Below are 20,512 nucleotides of genomic sequence, written 5' to 3'. Positions count from 1 at the left end.
GCAGTCACCTCATAGACGGCTGCCTCACCGAGACCGGCCTGACCATCAGGCCCGCCTGAGCAACTCCACGACATCACGAGTTCAACCTCAGTAACCCGTACGGTCCTTCTTGTGTCACGGGCAGACCGTGACCACAAGTCCTACGACTGTGCTGGCCATACCACCGCTTGGGCGACGATGACCCTCTCACCGTTGAAAGTGACCGCAGGGCCTTCGTGCAGTTCGTAGCCAAGAGCTATCGCTTCGCTCACACGATGGCAGAACGCGGCGTCGTCCGGGCCGGTCAAGACTCGGTAGATAGGCAGTCCGTCTGGTGGTGTACTCATGAAGAGAAGGATCTCATGCGCACCCGTCCACCGAGCCAGGCGACCAGACTTCCCAGGCCAATCGCTCCCAAGGTCGTTACCGCACCGGCTGTGGTCCTCGACTGTGGCATGCCCGCGGTGGCGGACCTCGAGCAACTGGGCGGAGCCACCACCGGAGTACGGGGTGCCGGTGAGGAACACCTGATGTCGCAGGCCCTCGTCCTGATCGAACAGGGACAGCTGTGCTCCGGGGAATTGCCGCTCGCGGCGCACGATGATGCGGGTGTCGGCCGGGTAGCCGTCCAGATCGACTATGCCGGTCAGCTCGGCAACCTCTGCGCCATCACGCAGCGTCCCGTCCTGGTCCGCGGCGGGATGCCAGAGGCGGTCGGGCACCGAGCGCATCGCGCGGCGGACGGGCTCGGTGACCGTCGCCGGTACGGGTGTCGCGCAGGCATCCACCACCGTGCCAGAACAGCAAGGGTGGCAACATCACGAGCAGCAGAAACGAGGGGGGACGGCGACGCTGGGAAGGCCGGGGATGACAGCGATGATCCTTCCGCACACCACCACAAGGATCGGGTCGGGTAACCCGGTACGGCGTGCTGCCAGTGTGGTGAGAGCCACCGCGGCGGTTATGACACTGCCCACCGCTTCGGCACTCGTCCGCCACGCCTCCACAACCTGTCGAAAGCCGCCGCACTGCGGTTCGTGCAGGATTTGACCTCGGCTGTACGCAACCGGACCGCACTACCTGGCTCCGTCCGGTAGCAGCCTCCAGTGTCTCAGTGACCTCCTATTTCGGCCCCGCTACCCCGACGCCCTGGTGGCCCGGTCGTCTCCGCCGCCCCCGGCCGCGACATCCTCGACGTCGGCTGCGGAACCGATATCGCCGCCCGCCAGTTCCAGGCGGCCGGCTGCCGGGTCCTCGCAATTGAGCCGGACCATCGGGTGGTCGAGGTGGCGGGTCGGCTCAGTGCCGAGGCCGCCGTGGCCACATCCGAAGCCTGGGAGCCGGTCGGCCGCGAGTTCGACGCGGTCGTCTCGGCGACGGCCTGGCACTGGATCGACCCGGCCGCAGGAGCGGCCAAGACTGCGCAGTTCCTCCGGCCCGGCAGTCGGCTGGCAGCTTTCTGGAACGTCTTCCAGATGCCGCCCGAGCTGGCGGAAGCAGTCGCCCGGACCTGCCGACGCGTGATGCCCGACGCGCCCTTCGGCTTCGAAGCGATGACCCGGAAGATCCCGGACGCCTGTCAGGCTGTTCATCAAGGCCGCCGACGCGATCAGGAAGGCGGGCGGGTACGGCGAGAACCCGCGCAGTGGTGATACGACTGGGAAGGACCTACACCCGCGACGCATGGCTTGACCAGAAGCCCGCCCAGGGCGCCTTCACCCGGCTCCCGCCGGACAGGCTGGCCGCGGCGCTGGACGGCGTAGGGGACGGCTATCGATGCGACGGGCGGCAGGTTCACGTTGCGGTACGCGACCGTGGCGGTCACCGCCGCCCGAACCGGCACGAGCTGAAGGGCGGCCATGAGCGAACCCACCAGAAGAGGCGGTCTGTTCCGCAGCGCCGAGAACGGTCGCGGGTTCACCGGCCCTACGACCGGCGACCAACGGCGCATGCTCATCGACGTTTTGGGCGCCCAGCGCGCCACGCTGGAGCTGAAGTGCTCCGGACTGGGCCCCGAGCTGTCCCTGCGGTCCGGGGAGCCGTCCACGCTCTCGCTGCTCGGCCTGGTCCGGCACCTCGCCGATGCGGAACGCCGCTGGTTGCGCCGGGTACTGGCCGGACAGGACGCCCCCGCTCTGTTCTCCTCGGCGGCCGACCCCGACGGGGACCTCGACGGCGTCACGGACGCCCCGGGGCTCTTGGCAGCGGCGTGGGAGGCTTGGCGGACCGAGGTGGCGTTCGCCGAGCAGTTCGTCACCGAGGCCCCCGACCTGGACGTCGAGGGCGACGACTCCTGGCGCGGAACGGTGTCGCTGCGCTGGATACTCCTCCACATGATCGAGGAGTACGCCCGCCACAACGGCCACGCCGACCTGCTCCGCGAGCGCATCGACGGAGCGGTCGGCCTGTGAAGCCCGGACAGCCCGGCCGGCGCTGCCGAGCGCCGTCGGCCGAGGCGTCCGGGGGAGGCGGCGGTGGCGAGGACTGCGCGGGATCAGCAGGGCACTTGTCGCCCTGGTGCCGCCGGGCATCCTCCTGAGCGGCGCCGCGGCCTCTCGGCTGCTGGAGGAGCGTCCACCGTGGCGCTGATCAGCCACGGCAGCACCGGGGTGGCGCGGTGACATCGACCGAGGGCTCGATGCCGTCGCCCACGCCGAGTCGCGGCGGGGGCGTGCGAGCGCCAGCCCGGACGAGAAGTGTTGCCACCTCTCCAGCGCCCTGGACGCCATGGAAGACGGCGTCTACTCGGGCCGGACATGGCCGCTGTGGTGAACATATGCACCGGATGCTTTCAGTCAGCCTCCGACGACTGTTCTTGAGTCAGCCGGGAGACCCGACCCGGTCGAGGACGCGCACTGCATGATGGACGCATGAGTGATCGCGAGGAACTGCCGACGGCAGTGGACACGGAAGCACTGCTAACCCTGGCCCAGGGGCACCACGAGCGCACCGCACGGGCTACAGGCACCCGAGAGGCCGGGGGCCACCTGGTGAAGACCTACGCCCTTCAGGCGCCAGGGCGTACCGTGACGGAGCAGGACATCGCCGCCGCCCTACGGCTCACAGCGGCACACCTCCAACTCGGGCGCACCCGGGGGTCGCTCGGACTCGCTGTCCTGATCATGCACGTCGGCGGCGACGGCGACTACGTCCTGGTCCACAGCTGGATCGAGGGGTACATGTCCGACCTGGCCATCTTCACCGGACCGGCCGGGCACCCCGAACGGCTCCGCCCGGGCCGCACCGGCCTTGCCCCCTGTGTCTGGGAAGCCGCCATCCTGGCCCACGAACGCGACGCATTCTCACGGCATGTCCTCGACAGCAGCAGCCCGATCCCCAACCGCCTAGCCGCCTGGGGTGCGGACACCCTGACGGGCGGCGTCCGGTGAACAGTTCCCCCAACGTGCGGCATGCCCGCCCCGACGATCTGTCTCGGATCGCCGAACTCGCTGCCGAGCACGCCGCCTACGAACAAGCCCCGCCCCCTGCTCCCGACCTCGCGCATCGACTCAAAGCCCTGCTTTTCGCCACGCCGACACCACGGCTGCGCTGCCTGGTAGCAGAGCTGCCTGACGGAGAGGTCGTCGGCTACGCCACCTGCACGCCCGAACTCTCCACCTGGGAAGGCCGCGAATACCTCCACATGGACTGCCTCTTCCTGAACTCCGACAGCCGGGGCTCAGGCATCGGCGCACTGCTCATGGATGCCGTGACGGCAGAGGCACGCGCCCTCGGCCTCACTGAGATCCAGTGGCAGACCCCGGCCTGGAACGAAGGGGCCGTTCGTTTTTACGACCGCCTCGGCGCGGACTCCAAGGCGAAACTCCGTTACAGCCTCACAGTGCCCAAGCGGACCTGACTGAAGTCCTCGAAGCACACCCTGGCTGCGGCTGCCTACCATTGAACGGAACACCGAGCACCCGTTCGGGCGAGGGCGGCGATGGACCGGCCTTCCAGGTACGCGGTGCGTACGCCGGCGACCGTCCCGCCCGCGAGGGCGGGACGGCGCCCGCCCTTGCTGCCCTTGGCCTCGGCGGCCCGCAGCCCGTCGTAGGTCAGCTCGCGCTGGAGGTCGAGTTGGAGTTCGCCGGCGGCGAGGGCCTGCACCATGAACTTCACCGTGGACAGCAACTCGCCGGTGCACGGGTGGCGGGCGGTGAGGTCCATCGCGGACGGTAGCCCGGAGCGGGCATCACAGGTTTGACGGGCTCCGCAGCCTGCCGGGGGTGGTGGGCCGGCACGTGCGTGACGGCCTCGTCCTCAGCGGGTTCGAGGTACTGCTCCGTGGTGCTGATGTGGAGATGGCCAAGGACCCGCTGGACGTCGGTGAGCGAGAGCTTGGGGTCGCGCACCATGCGTTTGGCCGCGCTGTGCCGCAAGATGCAGGGTCCAGTTCGTGCCCAGGGTCTCGTCGGCCCGAGTGAACACCCCGCGTCGTAGGTCAGCGGCCTGATCGGGCGCCGGAGGGTCCACCACAGTGGTTCCTCCGGCCCGTCGAGGGCCTGCGGGCGGATCTGCTGCTGGTAGAGCCGCAGCCTTGTAGAAGGCGACCAGCGCGCGGTGGCGGTGCGAGGGCAGGGCCGCGAACAGTTCGTCAAATGCCTGGTCGGGGATGTCGCGCGGGGTTCGCCGGGGTTCCTTCGGCTGGTAGGGGGCCCGGCGGGCAAAGCGTTTGAAGGCGTGCATCGGGTTGTGGTGGGCGTTGAGGTGCTCGTCCTCGGTCGACGCGGCCACCGCCCGTGACCGCAAGGCTTCCTGCACCGGCGGCGACAGATGCCGCGCGTCCCTCACCAGATTCCTCACCCACCACCAACGCCCCGGCCCAAACTGTTTTCGATCAGGACCCCATACCGAGATGCGCTCCACCGGCGACGTCGAGTGAGACGCCGGTGATGTACCGGTTGACCGGGTCCGTGAGGAAGCCGATCGCGTTGGCGACCTCGGTCGGTTCGGCGAAGCGGCGCATGGGGAGTTGTGCGGCGCGTGCGTCGCGTGCTGCCTGCGCGGAGCCGGACTGGTCGGCGAGCTGTGACCACATCGGTGTGTTCACCGGTCCGGGGTTGACGGCGTTGACCGAGATCCCATCCGGTCCGAGGATCTTCGCCATCGACCACATGATGTGCAGCACGGCGATCTTGCTGGCATTGTACGGCAGGTAGTCGACCCGTGCTTCCTTGGCCGCGACCGATGACAGCAGCAGAATCGTGCCCTTCGTGCCGCTGCCCCGCATGAGGTTCGCGACCTCGCGCGTGATGGTGAACGTGCCCGTGGCGTTGATGCGCATGGTGCGCTCGAACTCCTCGGTCGTGGTCTCCAGCGGAGCGGGGGTGCCGCCCAGCACCCCCGCGGCGTGGACGAGGACGTCGATGCGGCCGTGCTCGGCGACGGTGCGGCGCACCACTACGGTGGTCTGCTGCTCGTCGGTGACGTCGAGCTCGGCGAAGCCGGCGAGGTCCTGGCCTTCGAGCGGTGCGAGGTCGGCCCCGACGACGATGTCCCCGCGCGCCCGCAGCGCGTCGACGACGGCCGCGCCGATGCCGCCGCTGGAGCCGGTGACCAGGGCTACCTGGGGCTGCGGCATTACTTTGCTGCTTTGCTGGACCACGTGCGTCCCTCCTGCTCCTCGGTGGGCAGACCCGCCACCGCGAGGATCTTGTCGAGTAGCTGCTGGGTCTTGACCGCTTCCCATCCGGAGGTCAGCGGCTGCTGCCGGTCCTGAACGCGGTCGAGGAAGTGGCGGACCGCGTCGGCGAAGCCGAAGGTCTCGGTCGCGGTCGCCCAGCCGAACGCCTCCGGGCTCATCGACCGGACGGTGCGGGCGCCGTCCGCCGTCACCGCGACGGTGTCGGGAGCGATGACCTCCGCCGAGCGCATCTGCCCGTAGGCGTCGAGTTTTTCGCCCCACGCGCCGGCAGTTCGGGCCGCGACCAGCAGGCCCGTGTTCCCGGTCGAGAACCGGATGAGGGCGGCTGTGCCGTCCTCTTCCCAGGGGTCGGTTCCGGCCGCCGCGCTGGTGACCTCGACGACGTCTCCGCCGCAGAACCAGCGGAGGAGGTCCACCATGTGGATGGCGTTCTCGAACGTGGCCCGGTACTCGGAGCCGGCGCGGTTCTTCTGCGCGACGCAGAACGACGCTCCGGCCGCGCCGAACGCCTCCCGCGCGGCGACGTACACGGGCGCGAACCGCCGGTTCAGGCCGACCATCAGGATGCGGCCGTGCTCGTCGGCGAGTTCCGCGAGGCGGACCGAGTCGGAGGTCGAGGTGGCGAGGGGCTTCTCGCAGAACACGTCGATGCCGGCACGGAGGGCCATCTCGACGGCCGCGACGTGCTCGGAGCGGGGAGTGAGCACGAAGACGGCGTCGAGCTCTTCGGCGTCGAGCATCGCGTCGACCGTGCGGTAAACGTGCGCGAACCCCCACCGACGCTGCAGCTGGCTCGGGTCCTCGCGTCGTGACACCAGGGCGCGCAGCTCGACGTCGTCGCGCTGAACGAGGGTGGGCAGTTGCGCGATACTGGCGATGTTGCCGGCGCCCACCACGCCGACTCGGAGCGCGGTCACGGGCGGACCTCGGCCTTCTGGCCGGCCGCCTCGGCATCGAGCTGCCGCAGCAAGGTACGGAGGTGCTCGGCGCCGCGCCGGAATCCGATCTCCGGGGCTTCCAGATCCTGTGGATGCCACCGGTACTCGTATTCGAGCGAGAGCACGTCGTCGTAGCCGACTTCGCGCAGGCGCCGGAGGATGCTCGACCAGGCGAGGATGCCGTCGCCGACGACGCGCGACATGACGGCGCGCTCCTCGGCGTGCACGCGCGCCGTCTCGGACGCGACGAACGGGGCGTTCGGGTCCTTGAAGACAAGGTCCTTGACGTGCACGTGGCCGATGAGATCGCCCTGGACGGCGAAGGCGTCCTCGAAGTCCTCGTCGTGGGTGAAGGTGAGGTTCGCCTGGTCGTAGAGGACGCGGACGGCGGGCGAGTCGACCGCGCGGATGAGCTCGGCGGTGTCGCGCGCGGTCTGCGTCATGGTGCCGAAGTGGTTCTCGGCGCAGAGCACGACGCCTGCGTCCGCCGCTGGGGCGGAGAGCTCCTGGAACGAGCGGACGAGCTGTGCCCAGTGCGCGGCGTGGTCCTTCCCGTCCGGCTGCCATGCGCCGGAGTAGACGCGGATGCGGTTCGCGCCGATCGCGTGGGCGATGTCGATGGCCGATCGCAGTTCGTCGACGGCTGCTGCGCGTATGTGCTCGTCGGTCGCGTTGATCGCGGTCGTGTATGGGGTGAGCCCGATGATGGAGATGCCTTCGCCGTCGGCGACGCGTACCGCTTCCGCCGCTGCCGCGGCATCGCCGATGGGCAGACCGCTCGTGTAGTCGTCCTGGTAGATCACCTCGGCGGCATCCAGGCCGGCTCGGGCGAAGAGTTCGAGCGCCTCGGGGACGGTGTGGTCGGGGGTGCCGAGAGTGTGGCCGGCGATCTTCACGAGGGTGTCTCCGAGGTCTTCGAGATCGAGTGGGTGTGCCAGTCGTGGGGGCCGACGAGACGTGGCGGGTCGACGACGCGCGAGCGGTCGACGAACTCGAGGATGAGCCCCCAGGAGGTGCGGGCGTACACCCAGCGGTTCCCGGCGACAGCGGGGCTGTCGCCGGCGACCTCCTTGCGTGCACCGAGGATCTCGATGCCCCGGAGGTCGGCGATCGCGTCGACGACGTCGTCCACGTCGTCGACGACGAAGCAGAGGTGGTGCCCGCCCGCGTCGCTGGCGCGCGGGAACACGGGTGAGCGGTCCTCGCTCCACCACTGGAACAGCTCGACGTTCAGGTTCGGCGGCAGCCGGAGCATGCACAGCTCCAGGTGTGCGTCCGCGGGCACGCCGAAGTGCTCCGGCATGACCGCCGCATCGGGTCCGCGGGTGGAGCGATAGAGCTCCTCGGCGCCGAAAAGGACGGTGAACAGGCGGGTGGCGTCGTCGAGGTCGGGGACGGTGAAGGCCACGTGGTCCACGTATTGCAGACCGGGAAGGCGGCCGGGGTTCGGATTCATGAACGCTGTTCCTGGGTGGAGGAGCGGATGAGAAGTGATGGCTCGAGCACGACGTGTTCGGGCGGCCCGCCGGCGATGAGTGCCTCGCCGAGTTCGATGGCGATCCGTCCGAGGTCGGTGATGGGTTGTCGGACGCTGGTCAACCGGGGGTTGAACTGGGCGCCGAGGTCGAGGCCGTCGAAGCCGATCACCGACAGGTCGGCGGGCACGGTCAGCCCACGCGAGCCGAGCTCGGAGATCATGGCGAACGCGATGAGGTCGTTGGAGGCGATCACCGCTGTCGGGCGGTTCGGTTCCCGCATCCAGCGGTCCACGAGCGCCGGCCCCGGTTCGGCGCCGGGCGCCGCCTCGAGGACGACGGGTGGGATGGCGTGACGCTCGGCGGCGTGGTGGTAGGCGTCCCAGCGGTCCTGGGCGGTGTACGTGCCGACGATGCCCGGGGCGTAGGCGATGTTCGAGTGCCCGAGACCAAGGAGGTGGTCGAAGGCGAGGTCGATGCCGCGGACGCTGTCGACGGTGACGGTGGGCACGGTCGGGTCGTCCTCGACCCGGTCGATGACCACGACCCGGTTCTGGAACGCGTACCGGCGCAGCGCCTCGAGGTTGACGCGGGTCGAGGGGGCGACGATGCCGAAGGGCGAGTACATGGAGTGCATCGCGCTCACGTGGTCGGCGGTCTGCCCGGCGTCGCCGTTGGTGATGCAGAGCATCAGCTGGTAGCCGCGTGCTTCGGCGGCGGCGGCGGTCGTGCGCGCCAGCTCGGCGAAGAACGGGTTCGTCAGATCCGGAACGATCAGCGGGACGAGGTTGCTCGAGCCGCGGCGGAGAGCCTGCGCGAGGGGGTTCATCGAGTACCCGAGCTCTGCTGCGACACGCAACACATGTTCCCGGGTCGCCGCCCGCACGGCATCCGGCTTCGAGAAGGCGCGCGACACGGTCGAACGGTGCACGCCGGCCGCCTTGGCGACGTCGTCGATGCTCACCTCAGCCACGACGCGCCGTCCCATCCGGGTGCGGCGACCAGATGAGCTCCATCGTGGTCAGAAGCTCGGCGAGCGTCGGCATGCCCGCGAACCCGGTCGTCAGCGTGTCGGCGACGCCGGTGACGAACACGTCGTACAGCGGGTCGCTGTCGACTTCCAGGACGGCGCTCTTGGTGACACCGGACTGGTCGGTGAATGTCGCGTCCCCGTTGGTGTCGACGGTGGCGAACCCATGGGACCCGGCCGCGGTGAAGCTGCAGTACCGCTTCAGCGGCGAGTCGGGGAACGCGTAGCCGACCTCGACGATCGCCTCGCGGCCCGTGCCGGTGGTCAGGATCATCGTGGAGTGGTCGTCGACCGCCTCGCCGTGCAGCGTGGTGGAGAGCTTCTGGACCACGTCGACGGGGTGTCCGAGGTGACGGATCGCCAGGTCGACGAAGTGCGGGCCGAGGTTCATCAGGCTGCCGCCGCCCGAGAGGCCGGGTTCGAGCATCCACGGGTTGCCGTTGCTCCGGTACCGCGAGGGCGGACCCGCGACGAACGCCATCCGTTCGTAGACGATGTCGCCGGCCTGTCGCAGCCACGTGTCGATCGGTGCACCGCGCTGGACGAGCGCCACGGTCGCCGGCACGGCGGCCGAGCGCGCCTCCGCCTCGATCGCCCGAAGGTCGTCCAGGTTCGCACCGGCGGGCTTCTCGATCACGAACGGGATGCCGCGGCCGATGAGCTTTCGGCCGACCTCGAGCATCTCGTGGTGCGGGCAGAACACGAACGCCACGTCGATGCCGTCCTGGTCCAGAGCCTCGTCGACGCTCCCCGCGACGGGTGCGCCCAAGGGCTCGGCGAATGCCCGGGCGACCGCGGGATCGGGGTCCTGCACTGCCGTCACACGGAAGCGTCGGGCAAGCCCGGCACGGTACAACGGCGCGTGCCAGTGGGACGCACCCAGCACCACGGCCGAGGGCCGGGGGGCCGAAGAGGAATGTTCCACCGCCGACGACTCTCCTTCGCATTGATCGTTCGCGTTGGTCGAGGATCCCGGCGCCTCAGCCGCTTCGGGATGAGAACGATTGCTGAGATCGATTGCAGTCCAGGTTGCAACACGTCACCGCGATTCGTCAACGCCTTCTGGACGGGGCTCGCGAAGCGCTTGAAAGTGGTGTAACCATCAGGGCCATGTTCCAGAAATTCCACGTCATGGAGACGATCCGCGATTCCGGCAACGTCCTCATCGTCCGCCTCGACAGCGCCGAGGAGGCGTTCGAGGTCGCCTCGGCAGCCGTCGCCGGAGGCATCCGCGCCCTCGAGATCACCCTGTCGATCCCCGGGGCCCTCACCGTGATCGAGCGCCTGACCGAGCGCTTCGCCGGTGAGGATGTGGTCTTCGGCGCGGGCACCGTCCTCGACGGACACGCCGCCTGGTCGAGCATTCAGGCCGGCGCGCAGTTCCTCGTCAGCCCGAACCTCAACCCCGAGATGATCCGCGTCGCCAACCGCTACCAGATCGCCACCATCAGTGGCGCCTACACACCGACCGAGATCCTCGAAACGGCCGAGGCCGGCGCGGACATCGTCAAGCTCTTCCCCACCGAAGCCGGCGGCATCCCGTACGCCAAGGCGGTCCTGGCGCCGCTCGCGCACGTCCCGATCCTTCCGGCAGGCGGCGTCACCACCGCCAATGTCGGCGACTGGTTCGCCGCGGGCGTCGCGGCGGTCGGAGTGGGCAGCGCCATCACCAAGGCCGGCCGCCCCGACGGCGACATGAGCAAGGTCACAGCGGCGGCGAAGGAGTTCATGGCCGCGATCGCGCGAGTGAAGCGATGACGTCCGACGCCCAAGCCGTGCCAGACATGCAAGCCCTGCCCGACGCGCATGCCCGGCCCGTTGCCTACATCACGCTCGGTGGGGCAGGATCAGGAAAGTCGACCCTGGCGAGACACCTCAGCTCCCTCACGGGCGCGGCCTATCTCGACAAGGACACGATCGCCGGACCCCTCGTGCGAGTGGCCCTCGAGGCGTTCGGACAGGATCCCTCCGATCGGGAATCCAACGAGCTGTACGTCCAGAGGGTCATGCCCGCCGAGTACGAGACGCTCTTCGCGACCGCCGGTCGGAATCTGGAACTCGGCCGCTCCGTCGTCCTCGACGCACCGTTCGTGGCGTACCTCGGAGACCCCGATTTCCTGCGTCGCTCGACCGAGCGTGCAAGCTGGCCCGCCGCTCGTATCCGGGTGCTCCACGTGCGCACCTCGCCCGAGGTCGTGCGGCAGCGGCTGATCGAGCGCGGCAGCGAGCGGGACCGGGTCAAGCTCGCCGACTGGGATGCCTATTGGGAGCGATTCGGTGTGCTCGAGTGCCGCTGGAACACCGGCGAGCACGATGTCGTCGTGAACGACGACGAGTCGGCCTTCACGCGCCTGCGTGAGCTGGTGCAGCGGGCCTGACCGCCGGGTTCGCGGTCCGACGATCAGGATGTCGGCAACTCTTGACAGCTGGGGCGATCGCGTGTGACGTTTCGTAACAGCGTTCGTAACAGCGTTACAGATCCCGCGGACTTGGATCCACGATGGCGAGGAGACGAGAACATGGCACTGGCCGACGGCGTCGTGAATGCGATGCGTGTGCTCGAACTGCTGGCGCCGCACCCCGAAGGCCGCCGCGTCACGGACATCGCTGAGCGCCTCGGCACCAACAAGGCCATCGTTCATCGTCTCCTCGCCGCCCTGGCCGACGCGGGTTACGTAAGTCAGGACCCCCGCACCTCCACCTACTTCGCCACTCACAGCCTCGGCGCGCTGGGACTCCGCCAGCTGTCCTCGTCAGGAGTGGGAACGTGGGCCCAGCGAAGCCTGGACTCGCTCGCGGCGGAGTGTGAGGAGCTCGTTCGCCTGGCGGTAGTCACCAACGATTCCTTGAAGTGGATCGCCAAGGCCCAAGGCGCGAACTCCTCCCTCCGCATCGACCCCGTCATGGGCCAGGACGCGGTCCCCCACGCCACCGCGTCCGGGAAAGCGTGGCTCTCCACTCTTTCCCCGGACCGAGTCGAGACCGTGCTCGCGCACGAGAGCCATCTCGACGTCACCCCCAGGTCCGCCCTCGACCGATCCGCGCTCGAAGCCGAACTCGCCGAGGTCCGTATCCGTGGGTACGCCACGACGATTGAGGAGATGGACCTCGGCATCAGTGCCGTGGCGGCCCCCATCCGCGGAGCCGGACCGGGCCGGGAGGCCACCGGGACGATCAGCATCGCGGGCCCCTCCGTACGCATGACCCGAGCGCGCATGGCCGAGCTCTCGCCGCCCCTGCTCGCGGCCGCGGCCGACATCTCCCGTAGCTGGCCGAGCTACACGTACCTCCTCGCAGACGAGGAACTCTCCGCCTAGGCGGCCAGACACCCCCTCTACATACAGGTTCAGCGACCCCCGGCCCAGGCGTGGGGATGCCCACTCGCGCCCAGATTCAAAGGAGAATTCGATGACGGCCTCGCGTCGCGTGCCCAGTACATCCGCCCTCGACAGCCCAGAGCCTGTCCCGCCCAAGGGACGGGCCAGTAACCTGGTCGCCGGGACCATCGGGCACTTTGTCGAGTGGTACGACTGGTACATATACGGCCTTCTCGCCTCTGTCTTCTCCGCGCAGATCTTCCCGTCGGGCTCCCAGTTCGCGTCCCTCATCGCCTCGTTCCTCACCTACGCCATCGGGTTCGTCGTACGGCCCCTGAGCGGCATCATCATCTCCCCGCTTGCCGACCGGTACGGGCGCCGACGCGTTCTGTCCCTGGGGGTCTCGGGGATGGCTCTCGGCGCGTTGATCATCGGGTTCACCCCCTCGTACGCGACCATCGGTTACTTCGCACCGATCCTGTTCGTCGTCGCCCGCATCCTCCAGGGCGTCTCCGCCGGCACCGAGGGCCAGAGCGCCATCGCGTACATGGTGGAACACGCTCCAGCCAACCGGCGCGGGCTCTTCGGCTCCTTCACCAACGTGGCCAGCGGGCTGGCAACCCTCGCCGCGACGGGCGCCGCAGCCGCCGTCACCTCTGCTTTCGACGCCGACACCCTGGCGTCCTACGGATGGAGGATCCCCTTCGTCATCGGTGGTCTGGTCGGCATCGTGGGACTCATCCTCCGCGCCCGCTCGGACGAGTCCCCGGAGTTCGAAGCCAGCACGCACGGCGAGCAGAAGTCCGCACCCGCGAAGCTCCTCCAGCTGCTCCGCGAACACCCCAAGGCGATCCTGCAGACTGCCGCCCTGTCCGCTCCAGCCGTGGCCTATTACACCTGGGCGACGTTCCTGCCCACCTACGCCAACCTCACCTCGGGCCGAAACCTGTCCTCCAGCCTTGCGGGCAGCACGATCGGCCTGGCCCTGCTGGTTGCCGTCATTCCTGTCACCGGCTACCTCTCCGACCGTCTCGGTCGCCGGAAGATCTTCCCCATCATCGGCGCCATCGGAATGATCGTCCTGTTCTATCCGCTGCTGCTCCTCCTGCAGGTGCCCGGCTTTGATGTCTACCTCATCGTCACCGCCTCGGGATGGGTGGTCCTCGGAATCTGGCAAGCCGTCTACCCCACCATCCAGGCGGAGTTGTTCCCCGCCTCGGTCCGAGTCTCCGGAATCGGATTCGCCCATCAGATCGTCATCGCCGTCTTCGGCGGTACCGCACCCCTCATCGCGTCCGCGTTCGTCGGCGCCGGACGGCCCATGTACGTGGCGATCTACATGATCGTCGTCGTCGCCCTGTGCCTCATCGTCTACTTCACGATCCCGGAGACCGGCAGCCGAGCCCCGCAAAAGATCGTTTCCGCGACTGACACCATCGCCGTCGTCATGAGCGAGGACTCGTCCGCTGCCGCCGGTTCAGCCCGTGAACGGCACAAGGAGGCCCGGCCGTAGCCGCCCCTGCTCCCGAGCACGTGATGAGGACACCTCAAAGATCGAACGGAAATTTCATGATCATCAACACTTTTTCGTACCTTTGGTCGACAACGGCCATCGATGCAATGTCCGAGTTGACCCAGAACGGGTACCACACCTTCGAGGTCCCCATCAGCTCGCCGCATTGCTGGCCGGTAGAGATCTCCGACTCCGAACGTGCGGAATCCCTGGCAACCCTCAACAAGAACGACGCCAAAATCCGATCCCTGAACGCCGGCGGATACGACATCAATCTGGCCAGTCCCGCCGCCAGCATGCGCCAGAAGAGCATCGAGCACATCGCGTCGGTGATCGACCTGGCGGTGGCTTGGAATGTCCCGGAAGTCGTCATCTCCCCCGGCACGCGGCGTCCCGTGATCTCCCCCTCACTCGAGAACGTCCACGGGTGGATGCACGAGAGCCTGGAAGAGCTGATCCCGCTGGCCAAGCGGGCCGGAAAGCGACTCCTCTTCGAGAACACGCCCTACTGCTTTGCTCCCACGATTGAGGAGCTGGCAGACATCGTCGACACGGTCAACGATGACGCGCTGAAAATCGTGTACGACGTCGCGAACGCCGCGTACATCGGGGAGGATCCCGTATCGAGCCTGCGTTCGCACCACGGATCGATTGCACTCATGCACATCTCCGACACGGGTACAGAAACGTGGGGCCACGACCCCATCGGCACCGGGGTGATCGATTGGAACGGCCTGGGCAAGGCGGTCCACGACACAATCGGGGTGGAGAACGTAGTGCTCGAAATCATCCGCGAGGAGGACACTCTCGAGGTATTCGCGAAGGCAATGTGCGACCTCAAGGAAGAGGGCTGGTATATCGGACAATGATTTCAGCGCCTCGAGGTTCAGGATGACTCCGAGGGCGAAGCGACGGGAATCGAACCGCAATTTCCGCTGGGAATGTACAAGGAAAGAGTGCAATGAGGGTACTGGTCAGTGGCGGAAGCAGCGGCATCGGCGCGGCTGCAAGCCTGAGGCTCGCAGAGGCGGCGCTTGCCCGCGGCGAGAAGCCGATGGTCGCGGTCTCCGGCCTTACGTCGAACGATCGGCAGGACGAGGTCGTCCGGTCGATCCAGGCGATGGGTGGCAAAGCCATTGCGTTGACAGGAGACCTGGGCGACCCCGACGTGCCCGGTCGGCTGGTAGCCGCTGCGGTCGAAGAGTTCGGCGGCCTGGACGCGCTGGTGGCAAATGCCGGAATCGCCAGTCCCGGCGAACTCAAGGATCTCTCCCTCGAGGACTGGGACGACATGTTCTCCGTCAACCTTCGCGGAGCATGGCTACTTGCCAAGGAAAGCTACCCGCACCTGAAGGACAGCCGAGGGGCCGCCTGTTTCACCTCTTCAATGTCCGGCCAGCTCCCCCATGCCGGATCGGGTGCCTACAGTCCGACCAAGGCTGCGCTCACGATGATGGCTCAGACGCTCGCACTGGAATGGGCGCCTGACGGGATCCGTGTGAACGTGGTGTCCCCGGGCATGACTCGCACTCAGATGACCGAAAAGATGTACCTCGATCCCGAGGTCAAGAAGGCGCGGGAAGAAATCATCCCGTTGTCGAAGATTGGCGACCCGATGGATATAGCGAACGTGATCGAGTTTCTTGTCAGCCCGCTGGCGGGATACGTCACGGGCCAAGATGTCTGCGTCGACGGCGGCTTCTCCAAGTCCATTCTCAGCCACATTCCCGGTCGACCCAGCTCCAAGTCCTGACCGGGTTCTACACCTGGCCGGCGTAGCCGCTAATGAGCGGCTACGCGCCTCGCTCGGGAGTGTCCAATAGACGGCGGATCCGATGATCAAGGAGACGCCTGGTGAGCGAGACCATCACCGAGCACGAGGCCGCGGAGGCGGCGGTCGTCGAGTCGGCCGCGGAAGCGGTGTCGGACGAGCAGTTGACCGCGACGCTCGACCGTGCCCGCTTCCGACGGGCTGCATCTGACTGGGGAGGGCGGGCTGCCGCAGCAGCTGACGAAGCGGGTGCTGGAGTCCGCCCTGGAGTGCGAGATCACCGATGAAGCTTCCCCGTGATCGTGGACACGCAGAAACGAGGGGGAGGCGGGCGTTCCCGCCGCGCCGGGGAGCCGAGCGAGGGGCGCAGGGAGGCGCTGGAAGCGATCGATGCGGGGGATGCCCGGTGTGGGATGCGGGGTGGATGCGCGTCCACCGGCTGTGTAGGCCCACGTCCGGGCCAACACGCCGCTCCCCCAGGCCGCGGGTGAGGTGATCGTGCAGGGCGAGGATCTCGGTGCCCGGACGGCGGCGCAGCGCACCGGGGCGTGATCGCCGCGGGTGGGTCGTCGGACGGGCGGGCTCTTTCATGAGCGAGCACCTGTGACACATGCGGGGGCGAAGCCGACCGGGCGCTGCTGCCGACCTGTCTGCCTGTCCCGTCGGCTGGTCAGTGGTGCGGCCGGGGGGCGGGCCGGCGCCGGGTGGCGTGGATGGAGCCGAGCAGATCGAGGGACTGGGCACTGGGGCTGCCTGGTTCTGCGTGGTAGATGACGAGCTGCTGGCCGGGGGCGTCGCGTACGTCGAAAGCCTGGTAGGTGAGGGTGAGGGGGCCGACGTCCGGGTGGAGGAGGTGTTTGGCGTCCTGGGTCTTGCCGCGGACGGTGTGGGCGTTCCAGAGGCCGGTGAAGTCCGCGCTGTGCTCGGTGAGGGTGCGGACGAGTTCGCGTAGCCGTGGGTTGTCCGGGTCGAATCCGGTTGCCTCGCGCAGGTTGGCGACGGTGGCCTGTGCCGCCCGGTCCCAGTCCGCGTAGAAGGTGCGGCCCGCGGGATCGAGGAAGGTCATGCGGGCCAAGTTGTCCGCCGGCGTGAACGGGGCGTAGAGGGCATCGGCGAGGGCGTTGACGGCGAGGAGGTCCAGGGTCCGGCTCATGACGAACGCCGGAGTGTTCGGGTAGCCGTCCATGAGCTGCCGCAGCGAAGGGCTGACCCGCTCGGCGGCGTGGACGAAGGGCCGGTCGGTCGGCGTGGCCCCGGCCAGCCGGTACAAGTGCGCGCGTGCGTCCGCGTCGAGGCGCAGCGCGCGGCTGAGCGCGTCGGCCACCTGGGGTGAGGGGTTGCGCTCGCGGCCTTGTTCCAGGCGGGTGTAGTAGTCGGCGTTCACTCCGGCCAGGACGGCGACCTCCTCGCGGCGCAGTCCGGCGACTCTGCGGGCCCCGTAGCTCGCCATGCCGACGTCCTCCGGCCGCAGGCCGTCGCGGCGTGTGCGCAGGAAGTCTCCCAGGTGGTTGTCGTCCATGTGTTCAGGCTAGGCGGTGGCCCGGTGCGGTGCCTGGGTGTGCCGCACCCAGGCAGCAGGCGTCCTGGTTGACGGCCGCTGACCTGCCCAGACTCGGTGGAGCAGGAAGAACCACGCCATGCGAGGAGAGGAGTCCGCCATGGCCGGGACCGTCGAGGACGACCAGGTCGACGTGGTCGGGATGTGGGTGACCGCGGATGGTCACATCCGTCAGGAGTTGCTGCCGGACGGCCGCTACGACGAAGCCCGCGGCGAGCGGCGCAGCGCGTACACCGGCCGGTACACGGTGACCGGCAGCCACCTGGACTACGTCGACGACACCGGGTTCACCGCCACGGGCGACATCCGGGGCGGGGTGCTCTACCACGAGCACCTCGTGCTCCACCGGGAGCAGAAGTCGTCGTAGAGGAGGCCGGGCCGCGGCCGCCCCCGGGCACCGGGGGCGGATCCGTCGTCGGCTGACCGAGAAGTCCCGGCACAGCGGTCAGCCAGTCAGTCAGCAGCAACGAGAACCAAGGACCACATCCATGACAGGACAACGACTTGACGGCAAGGTCGCGCTGATCACGGGCGCGACCGGCGGCCTCGGCACAGCGACCGCCGAGCTCTTCGCCCGCGAAGGCGCCAGGCTGGTGATCACCGATGTCGCCGAAGGCCCCCTGCGGGAACTGTCCCACCGGATCGAGGGACTCGGCGCCGAGGTCGTCGCCGCTCGCCTCGACGTCTCCTCCGCGCGGGAGTGGGACGAAGTGATCACCGTCGTACGCGACCGCTTCGGAACGCTGGACGTGCTCGTGAACCTCGCCGGCATCCTGGACTGGCCAGGTATCGAGGACACGCGGGAAGAGGCCTGGGACCGCGTCATCGACGTGAACCAGAAAGGCACCTGGCTCGGCATGAGGGCGGCGATGCCGCTCCTGCGGGCGAGCGGCAACGCGTCGGTGGTCAACACGTCGTCGGTGCTCGGCCTGGTGGGAAGCGGTGCGGCCGCGGCCTACCAGGCGTCCAAGGGGGCCGTGCGCCTGCTGAGCAAGACCGCCGCGGTCGAGTACGCCCGGCGGGGAGTGCGGATCAACTCGGTGCATCCCGGGGTGATCGCCACTCCGATGATCCAGGAACTCCTGGACGACCAGGGCGACCAGCAGCCGGACATCCAGCGCACCCCCATGCGCCGGGCCGGCCGCGCCGACGAGATCGCGCCCGCGATCCTGTTCCTGGCCTGCGACGACTCCTCGTTCGTCACCGGCGCGGAGCTGGTGGTCGACGGCGGGCTCACCGCGCACTGATCGACCCAGCCGTACGACGTCCACGGGGGCCTGCCCTGCATGCGTCAGTGGCGCGGCCGACCCGGTCCGTTCACCGCACCACTGCACAGCACTTCAGGTGCCCTGCACCGGCGTCCGCACCCACCTTCTCCAGGAGCCGCACCATGACTTTTGCCACCACATCCGCCGCACCATCCGAATCCGCCGAGTTCGTCGGGAAGATCGCCCTCGTCACTGGAGCCGCGCGAGGGGTGGGCCGGGAGACCGTGGCGCTCCTCCACGCCCGCGGCGCCCGGATCGTCGCCCTCGACCTCCGTCCCGACGTCACGAACCTGGCGGCGGAGTTCCCCGGCGTCGTCACGACAAGCGGTGACATCACTCAGGAGGAGACCGCCCGTCGCGCGGTCGCAACGGCCATGGACGCCTTCGGCGGACTGGACATCCTCGTGAACAATGCCGGGCGCACCCAGAACAAACCCGTCACCGAGACCACGGCCGAGGACTGGGACACCGTGATGGCGGTCAACGCCCGCGGCTCCTTCTTCTGCGCCCGCGAGGCATTCCGGGCCATGAAGAGCCGCGGTGGCGCCATCGTCAGCACCGGTTCGTACGCCTCCACCGTCGCCCTGCCAGAGGGCGTCGCCTACAGTGCGTCCAAGGGCGCTCTGGCCCAAATGACCAAGGTACTCGCCGTCGAGGGCGGCCCGCTGGGCATCCGCGCCAACCTCGTGGCCGCGGGCGTCATCGAGACGGACTTCCTCGACACGATCCGCCCCGACAGCCGTGCCTACCTGGCGTCCTTCGCCGCCGCGCAGCCACTGGGACGTGTGGCGCAGCCCGAGGAGATCGCCGAGGTCCTGTGCTTCCTCGTCTCGCCCCGCTCCAGTTTCGTCACGGGAGCCGTGGTCGCCGCTGACGGCGGGTTCACCGCGATCTGAACGTCCGGCGTCGAAGGTGCCTCGAACTTGATCACTCGGTTCGGTATCCGGCGTACGCCAGAGCGGCCTTCGTCTGGACATGTGCTCCGGCCAAGGAACACATACGTCCGGCACGAAGGCCGCAAGGATGAGTCTGCTGCAACGCGACACCCGGCAAGATGCCGTGACACAACTGTCACGCTTCCGGGGCGAGTTCTACCCCTGTCTCACCGCTCGTTCGGAGGTGTTGTTCGAGCTGGCCGACGCCGTTCTGTGCAGTGACGGGCCGGTCAGGTCGCTGGCCGAGCTGTCATTGGTGGGCGAACACCGTCGCGGTCACGGCGGACTTTAGGCGGCGGTGGCCCGTGGACGGGTGGACGCGGCCCGGCTGCGGCGCGCCCTGGCCACGGTGTCCCTTCCCCGTGCCGATGGCCGGCTGGTCTTGGCCATCGACATCACCTGCTGGCTGCGGCCGGACGCTCACACCTCACCGCAACGGATTCTGTGCCACACCTACGGACGGGGCAAGGATCAGCACATCCCTGTCCCCGGCCGGCCCTACTCGATCCTCTGCGCCCTCGGGCCCGGCCGCAGTTCGTGGACCGCGCCGCTGGACGCGCTGCGACTTGCACCTGGAGACGACACCGCCACGGCCACCGCCCGACAACTGCGCGAGCTGGTCGAGCGACTGATCACGGCAGGTCAGTGGCAGGCCGGCGACCCGGACATCCTCGTCATCGCGGATGCCGGATGCGACGCACCTCGTCTGACCCTCCTCCTGCGGGAACTGCCCGTGCAGGTACTGGCCCGGATGCGCTCGGACCGGGTCCTACGCAGGGCCGTCCCGCCCCGCCAACCGGGCACGATGGGCCCCGTCCACCCCGCCACGGTGGCGAGTTCGTCTTCGGCCAGCCCGACCCCTGGGGCACTCCGGACGCCCAGACCATGGTCGGAGCACATGTTCAGACGAAGGCCGCTCTGGCGTACGCCGGATACCGAACCGAGTGATCAAGTTCGAGGCACCTTCGACGCCGGACGTCAAAGATCAAGCTAGTGCTGTGGCCGGGAAGGTTTGCCGGGAAGCTCGCGGCGTCCGGTGCGGTGCATCGCAAGGCGGAGCATGACCCGCGTACTGGACGTACTC

Annotated in this window: 22 protein-coding genes and 3 pseudogenes; 15 read left to right on the top strand and 10 right to left on the bottom strand. The window is 68.5% G+C overall.

Annotation, left to right across the window (positions count from 1 at the left end; genetic code table 11):
• Positions 1-140 precede the first annotated feature (140 nt).
• Together ABZ719_RS34970 and ABZ719_RS34965 are read right to left on the bottom strand one after the other, a co-directional pair.
• On the bottom strand, positions 141-326 hold the full coding sequence (locus ABZ719_RS34970; protein WP_366729197.1) for a DUF1737 domain-containing protein: 186 nt from the start codon (positions 324-326) through the stop codon (positions 141-143).
• Positions 327-512: 186 nt separating this feature from the next.
• Positions 513-677 (bottom strand): annotated as a pseudogene (locus ABZ719_RS34965) (IS1380 family transposase); the annotation flags it as partial.
• A gap of 426 nt (positions 678-1,103) precedes the next feature.
• On the opposite strand from ABZ719_RS34965, the gene ABZ719_RS34960 reads away from it, so the two are divergent.
• The 4 genes from ABZ719_RS34960 (at position 1,104) to ABZ719_RS34945 (ending at position 3,838) form a co-directional block, all read left to right on the top strand.
• Positions 1,104-1,631 carry a class I SAM-dependent methyltransferase gene (locus tag ABZ719_RS34960; protein ID WP_366729196.1) on the top strand — a complete coding sequence of 176 codons (528 nt, stop codon included), beginning with the start codon at positions 1,104-1,106 and terminating at the stop codon, positions 1,629-1,631.
• Between the two features lie 207 nt (positions 1,632-1,838).
• On the top strand, positions 1,839-2,390 hold the full coding sequence (locus tag ABZ719_RS34955) for a DinB family protein (RefSeq protein WP_366729193.1): 552 nt from the start codon (positions 1,839-1,841) through the stop codon (positions 2,388-2,390).
• A gap of 459 nt (positions 2,391-2,849) precedes the next feature.
• Positions 2,850-3,368, top strand: a complete 519-nt coding sequence (locus tag ABZ719_RS34950) for a hypothetical protein (protein ID WP_366729192.1) — start codon at positions 2,850-2,852, stop codon at positions 3,366-3,368.
• Complete coding sequence (locus ABZ719_RS34945) at positions 3,365-3,838, top strand: GNAT family N-acetyltransferase (RefSeq protein ID WP_366729191.1); 474 nt, start codon at positions 3,365-3,367, stop codon at positions 3,836-3,838. Before ABZ719_RS34950 ends, ABZ719_RS34945 begins: the two co-directional genes overlap by 4 nt.
• A 35-nt stretch (positions 3,839-3,873) precedes the next feature.
• Here the strand turns inward: ABZ719_RS34945 and ABZ719_RS34940 are convergent, their stop codons facing one another.
• The 7 genes from ABZ719_RS34940 to ABZ719_RS34910 all read right to left on the bottom strand — a co-directional run bounded on the left by ABZ719_RS34940 (position 3,874) and on the right by ABZ719_RS34910 (position 9,952).
• On the bottom strand, positions 3,874-4,146 hold the full coding sequence (locus ABZ719_RS34940; RefSeq protein WP_366729190.1) for a hypothetical protein: 273 nt from the start codon (positions 4,144-4,146) through the stop codon (positions 3,874-3,876).
• A gap of 670 nt (positions 4,147-4,816) precedes the next feature.
• Entirely contained in the window at positions 4,817-5,560 is a 744-nt protein-coding gene (locus ABZ719_RS34935) for an SDR family oxidoreductase (RefSeq protein WP_366729189.1), read from the bottom strand.
• Positions 5,560-6,540: a Gfo/Idh/MocA family oxidoreductase gene (locus ABZ719_RS34930; RefSeq protein ID WP_366729188.1), complete on the bottom strand. Its 981-nt coding sequence runs from the start codon at positions 6,538-6,540 to the stop codon at positions 5,560-5,562. The genes ABZ719_RS34935 and ABZ719_RS34930 overlap by 1 nt, the downstream gene beginning before the upstream one ends.
• Entirely contained in the window at positions 6,537-7,457 is a 921-nt protein-coding gene (locus ABZ719_RS34925) for a sugar phosphate isomerase/epimerase (RefSeq protein ID WP_366729187.1), read from the bottom strand. Before ABZ719_RS34925 ends, ABZ719_RS34930 begins: the two co-directional genes overlap by 4 nt.
• Positions 7,454-8,017 carry a VOC family protein gene (locus ABZ719_RS34920; protein ID WP_366729186.1) on the bottom strand — a complete coding sequence of 188 codons (564 nt, stop codon included), beginning with the start codon at positions 8,015-8,017 and terminating at the stop codon, positions 7,454-7,456. Before ABZ719_RS34920 ends, ABZ719_RS34925 begins: the two co-directional genes overlap by 4 nt.
• A complete protein-coding gene (locus ABZ719_RS34915; protein WP_366729185.1) occupies positions 8,014-9,009 on the bottom strand; it encodes a LacI family DNA-binding transcriptional regulator in 996 nt (331 codons plus the stop codon). Before ABZ719_RS34915 ends, ABZ719_RS34920 begins: the two co-directional genes overlap by 4 nt.
• Positions 9,002-9,952, bottom strand: coding sequence for a Gfo/Idh/MocA family oxidoreductase (locus ABZ719_RS34910; RefSeq protein ID WP_366729195.1), 951 nt, complete (start codon positions 9,950-9,952; stop codon positions 9,002-9,004). The genes ABZ719_RS34915 and ABZ719_RS34910 overlap by 8 nt, the downstream gene beginning before the upstream one ends.
• A 224-nt stretch (positions 9,953-10,176) precedes the next feature.
• Between ABZ719_RS34910 and eda the strand changes: the two genes are divergently transcribed.
• From eda to ABZ719_RS34875, 7 genes and pseudogenes are all read left to right on the top strand, one after another.
• Positions 10,177-10,824: a bifunctional 4-hydroxy-2-oxoglutarate aldolase/2-dehydro-3-deoxy-phosphogluconate aldolase gene (gene eda / locus ABZ719_RS34905; protein ID WP_366729184.1), complete on the top strand. Its 648-nt coding sequence runs from the start codon at positions 10,177-10,179 to the stop codon at positions 10,822-10,824.
• Positions 10,821-11,444: an AAA family ATPase gene (locus tag ABZ719_RS34900; RefSeq protein ID WP_366729183.1), complete on the top strand. Its 624-nt coding sequence runs from the start codon at positions 10,821-10,823 to the stop codon at positions 11,442-11,444. The genes eda and ABZ719_RS34900 overlap by 4 nt, the downstream gene beginning before the upstream one ends.
• A 141-nt stretch (positions 11,445-11,585) precedes the next feature.
• On the top strand, positions 11,586-12,383 hold the full coding sequence (locus ABZ719_RS34895; RefSeq protein ID WP_366729182.1) for an IclR family transcriptional regulator: 798 nt from the start codon (positions 11,586-11,588) through the stop codon (positions 12,381-12,383).
• 91 nt (positions 12,384-12,474) lie between these two features.
• Complete coding sequence (locus ABZ719_RS34890) at positions 12,475-13,896, top strand: MFS transporter (RefSeq protein ID WP_366729181.1); 1,422 nt, start codon at positions 12,475-12,477, stop codon at positions 13,894-13,896.
• Positions 13,897-13,952: 56 nt separating this feature from the next.
• Positions 13,953-14,765 (top strand): sugar phosphate isomerase/epimerase family protein, encoded by an 813-nt coding sequence (locus tag ABZ719_RS34885; RefSeq protein ID WP_366729180.1) that lies wholly within the window; start codon positions 13,953-13,955, stop codon positions 14,763-14,765.
• Positions 14,766-14,857: 92 nt separating this feature from the next.
• Positions 14,858-15,649, top strand: coding sequence for an SDR family oxidoreductase (locus tag ABZ719_RS34880; protein ID WP_366729179.1), 792 nt, complete (start codon positions 14,858-14,860; stop codon positions 15,647-15,649).
• 101 nt (positions 15,650-15,750) lie between these two features.
• Positions 15,751-15,952, top strand: a pseudogene (locus ABZ719_RS34875) (IS256 family transposase); the annotation flags it as partial.
• Between the two features lie 385 nt (positions 15,953-16,337).
• Here the strand turns inward: ABZ719_RS34875 and ABZ719_RS34870 are convergent.
• Complete coding sequence (locus tag ABZ719_RS34870; RefSeq protein ID WP_366729178.1) at positions 16,338-17,186, bottom strand: helix-turn-helix transcriptional regulator; 849 nt, start codon at positions 17,184-17,186, stop codon at positions 16,338-16,340.
• A gap of 139 nt (positions 17,187-17,325) precedes the next feature.
• On the opposite strand from ABZ719_RS34870, the gene ABZ719_RS34865 reads away from it, so the two are divergent.
• The 4 genes and pseudogenes from ABZ719_RS34865 to ABZ719_RS34850 form a co-directional block, all read left to right on the top strand.
• Entirely contained in the window at positions 17,326-17,592 is a 267-nt protein-coding gene (locus ABZ719_RS34865; RefSeq protein WP_366729194.1) for an Atu4866 domain-containing protein, read from the top strand.
• Between the two features lie 121 nt (positions 17,593-17,713).
• Positions 17,714-18,472 carry a glucose 1-dehydrogenase gene (locus tag ABZ719_RS34860; protein WP_366729177.1) on the top strand — a complete coding sequence of 253 codons (759 nt, stop codon included), beginning with the start codon at positions 17,714-17,716 and terminating at the stop codon, positions 18,470-18,472.
• A 143-nt stretch (positions 18,473-18,615) separates the two neighbouring features.
• On the top strand, positions 18,616-19,389 hold the full coding sequence (locus ABZ719_RS34855; RefSeq protein WP_366729176.1) for an SDR family oxidoreductase: 774 nt from the start codon (positions 18,616-18,618) through the stop codon (positions 19,387-19,389).
• 127 nt (positions 19,390-19,516) lie between these two features.
• Positions 19,517-20,316 (top strand): annotated as a pseudogene (locus tag ABZ719_RS34850) (transposase); the annotation flags it as partial.
• Positions 20,317-20,512: the final 196 nt, after the last annotated feature.

The organism is Streptomyces sp. NPDC006743 (genome assembly GCF_040703815.1).
In the GTDB taxonomy this organism is placed as follows: Bacteria; Actinomycetota; Actinomycetes; order Streptomycetales; family Streptomycetaceae; genus Streptomyces.
The sequence above is the reverse complement of the archived record's forward strand: the minus strand, read 5'-3'. Positions and strand labels throughout refer to the sequence as shown.

What these genes read in the sequence shown, in the direction of transcription:
- ABZ719_RS34890 (WP_366729181.1), top strand. Translation starts at nt 12,475, where the DNA reads ATGACGGCCTCGCGTCGCGTGCCCAGTACATCCGCCCTCGACAGCCCA.
- ABZ719_RS34895 (WP_366729182.1), top strand. Translation starts at nt 11,586, where the DNA reads ATGGCACTGGCCGACGGCGTCGTGAATGCGATGCGTGTGCTCGAACTG.
- ABZ719_RS34920 (WP_366729186.1), bottom strand. Translation starts at nt 8,017, where the DNA reads ATGAATCCGAACCCCGGCCGCCTTCCCGGTCTGCAATACGTGGACCAC.
- ABZ719_RS34880 (WP_366729179.1), top strand. Translation starts at nt 14,858, where the DNA reads ATGAGGGTACTGGTCAGTGGCGGAAGCAGCGGCATCGGCGCGGCTGCA.
- ABZ719_RS34865 (WP_366729194.1), top strand. Translation starts at nt 17,326, where the DNA reads ATGGCCGGGACCGTCGAGGACGACCAGGTCGACGTGGTCGGGATGTGG.
- ABZ719_RS34940 (WP_366729190.1), bottom strand. Translation starts at nt 4,146, where the DNA reads ATGGACCTCACCGCCCGCCACCCGTGCACCGGCGAGTTGCTGTCCACG.
- ABZ719_RS34955 (WP_366729193.1), top strand. Translation starts at nt 1,839, where the DNA reads ATGAGCGAACCCACCAGAAGAGGCGGTCTGTTCCGCAGCGCCGAGAAC.
- ABZ719_RS34885 (WP_366729180.1), top strand. Translation starts at nt 13,953, where the DNA reads ATGATCATCAACACTTTTTCGTACCTTTGGTCGACAACGGCCATCGAT.
- ABZ719_RS34970 (WP_366729197.1), bottom strand. Translation starts at nt 326, where the DNA reads ATGAGTACACCACCAGACGGACTGCCTATCTACCGAGTCTTGACCGGC.
- ABZ719_RS34855 (WP_366729176.1), top strand. Translation starts at nt 18,616, where the DNA reads ATGACTTTTGCCACCACATCCGCCGCACCATCCGAATCCGCCGAGTTC.
- ABZ719_RS34950 (WP_366729192.1), top strand. Translation starts at nt 2,850, where the DNA reads ATGAGTGATCGCGAGGAACTGCCGACGGCAGTGGACACGGAAGCACTG.
- ABZ719_RS34900 (WP_366729183.1), top strand. Translation starts at nt 10,821, where the DNA reads ATGACGTCCGACGCCCAAGCCGTGCCAGACATGCAAGCCCTGCCCGAC.
- eda (WP_366729184.1), top strand. Translation starts at nt 10,177, where the DNA reads ATGTTCCAGAAATTCCACGTCATGGAGACGATCCGCGATTCCGGCAAC.
- ABZ719_RS34860 (WP_366729177.1), top strand. Translation starts at nt 17,714, where the DNA reads ATGACAGGACAACGACTTGACGGCAAGGTCGCGCTGATCACGGGCGCG.
- ABZ719_RS34935 (WP_366729189.1), bottom strand. Translation starts at nt 5,560, where the DNA reads ATGCCGCAGCCCCAGGTAGCCCTGGTCACCGGCTCCAGCGGCGGCATC.
- ABZ719_RS34870 (WP_366729178.1), bottom strand. Translation starts at nt 17,186, where the DNA reads ATGGACGACAACCACCTGGGAGACTTCCTGCGCACACGCCGCGACGGC.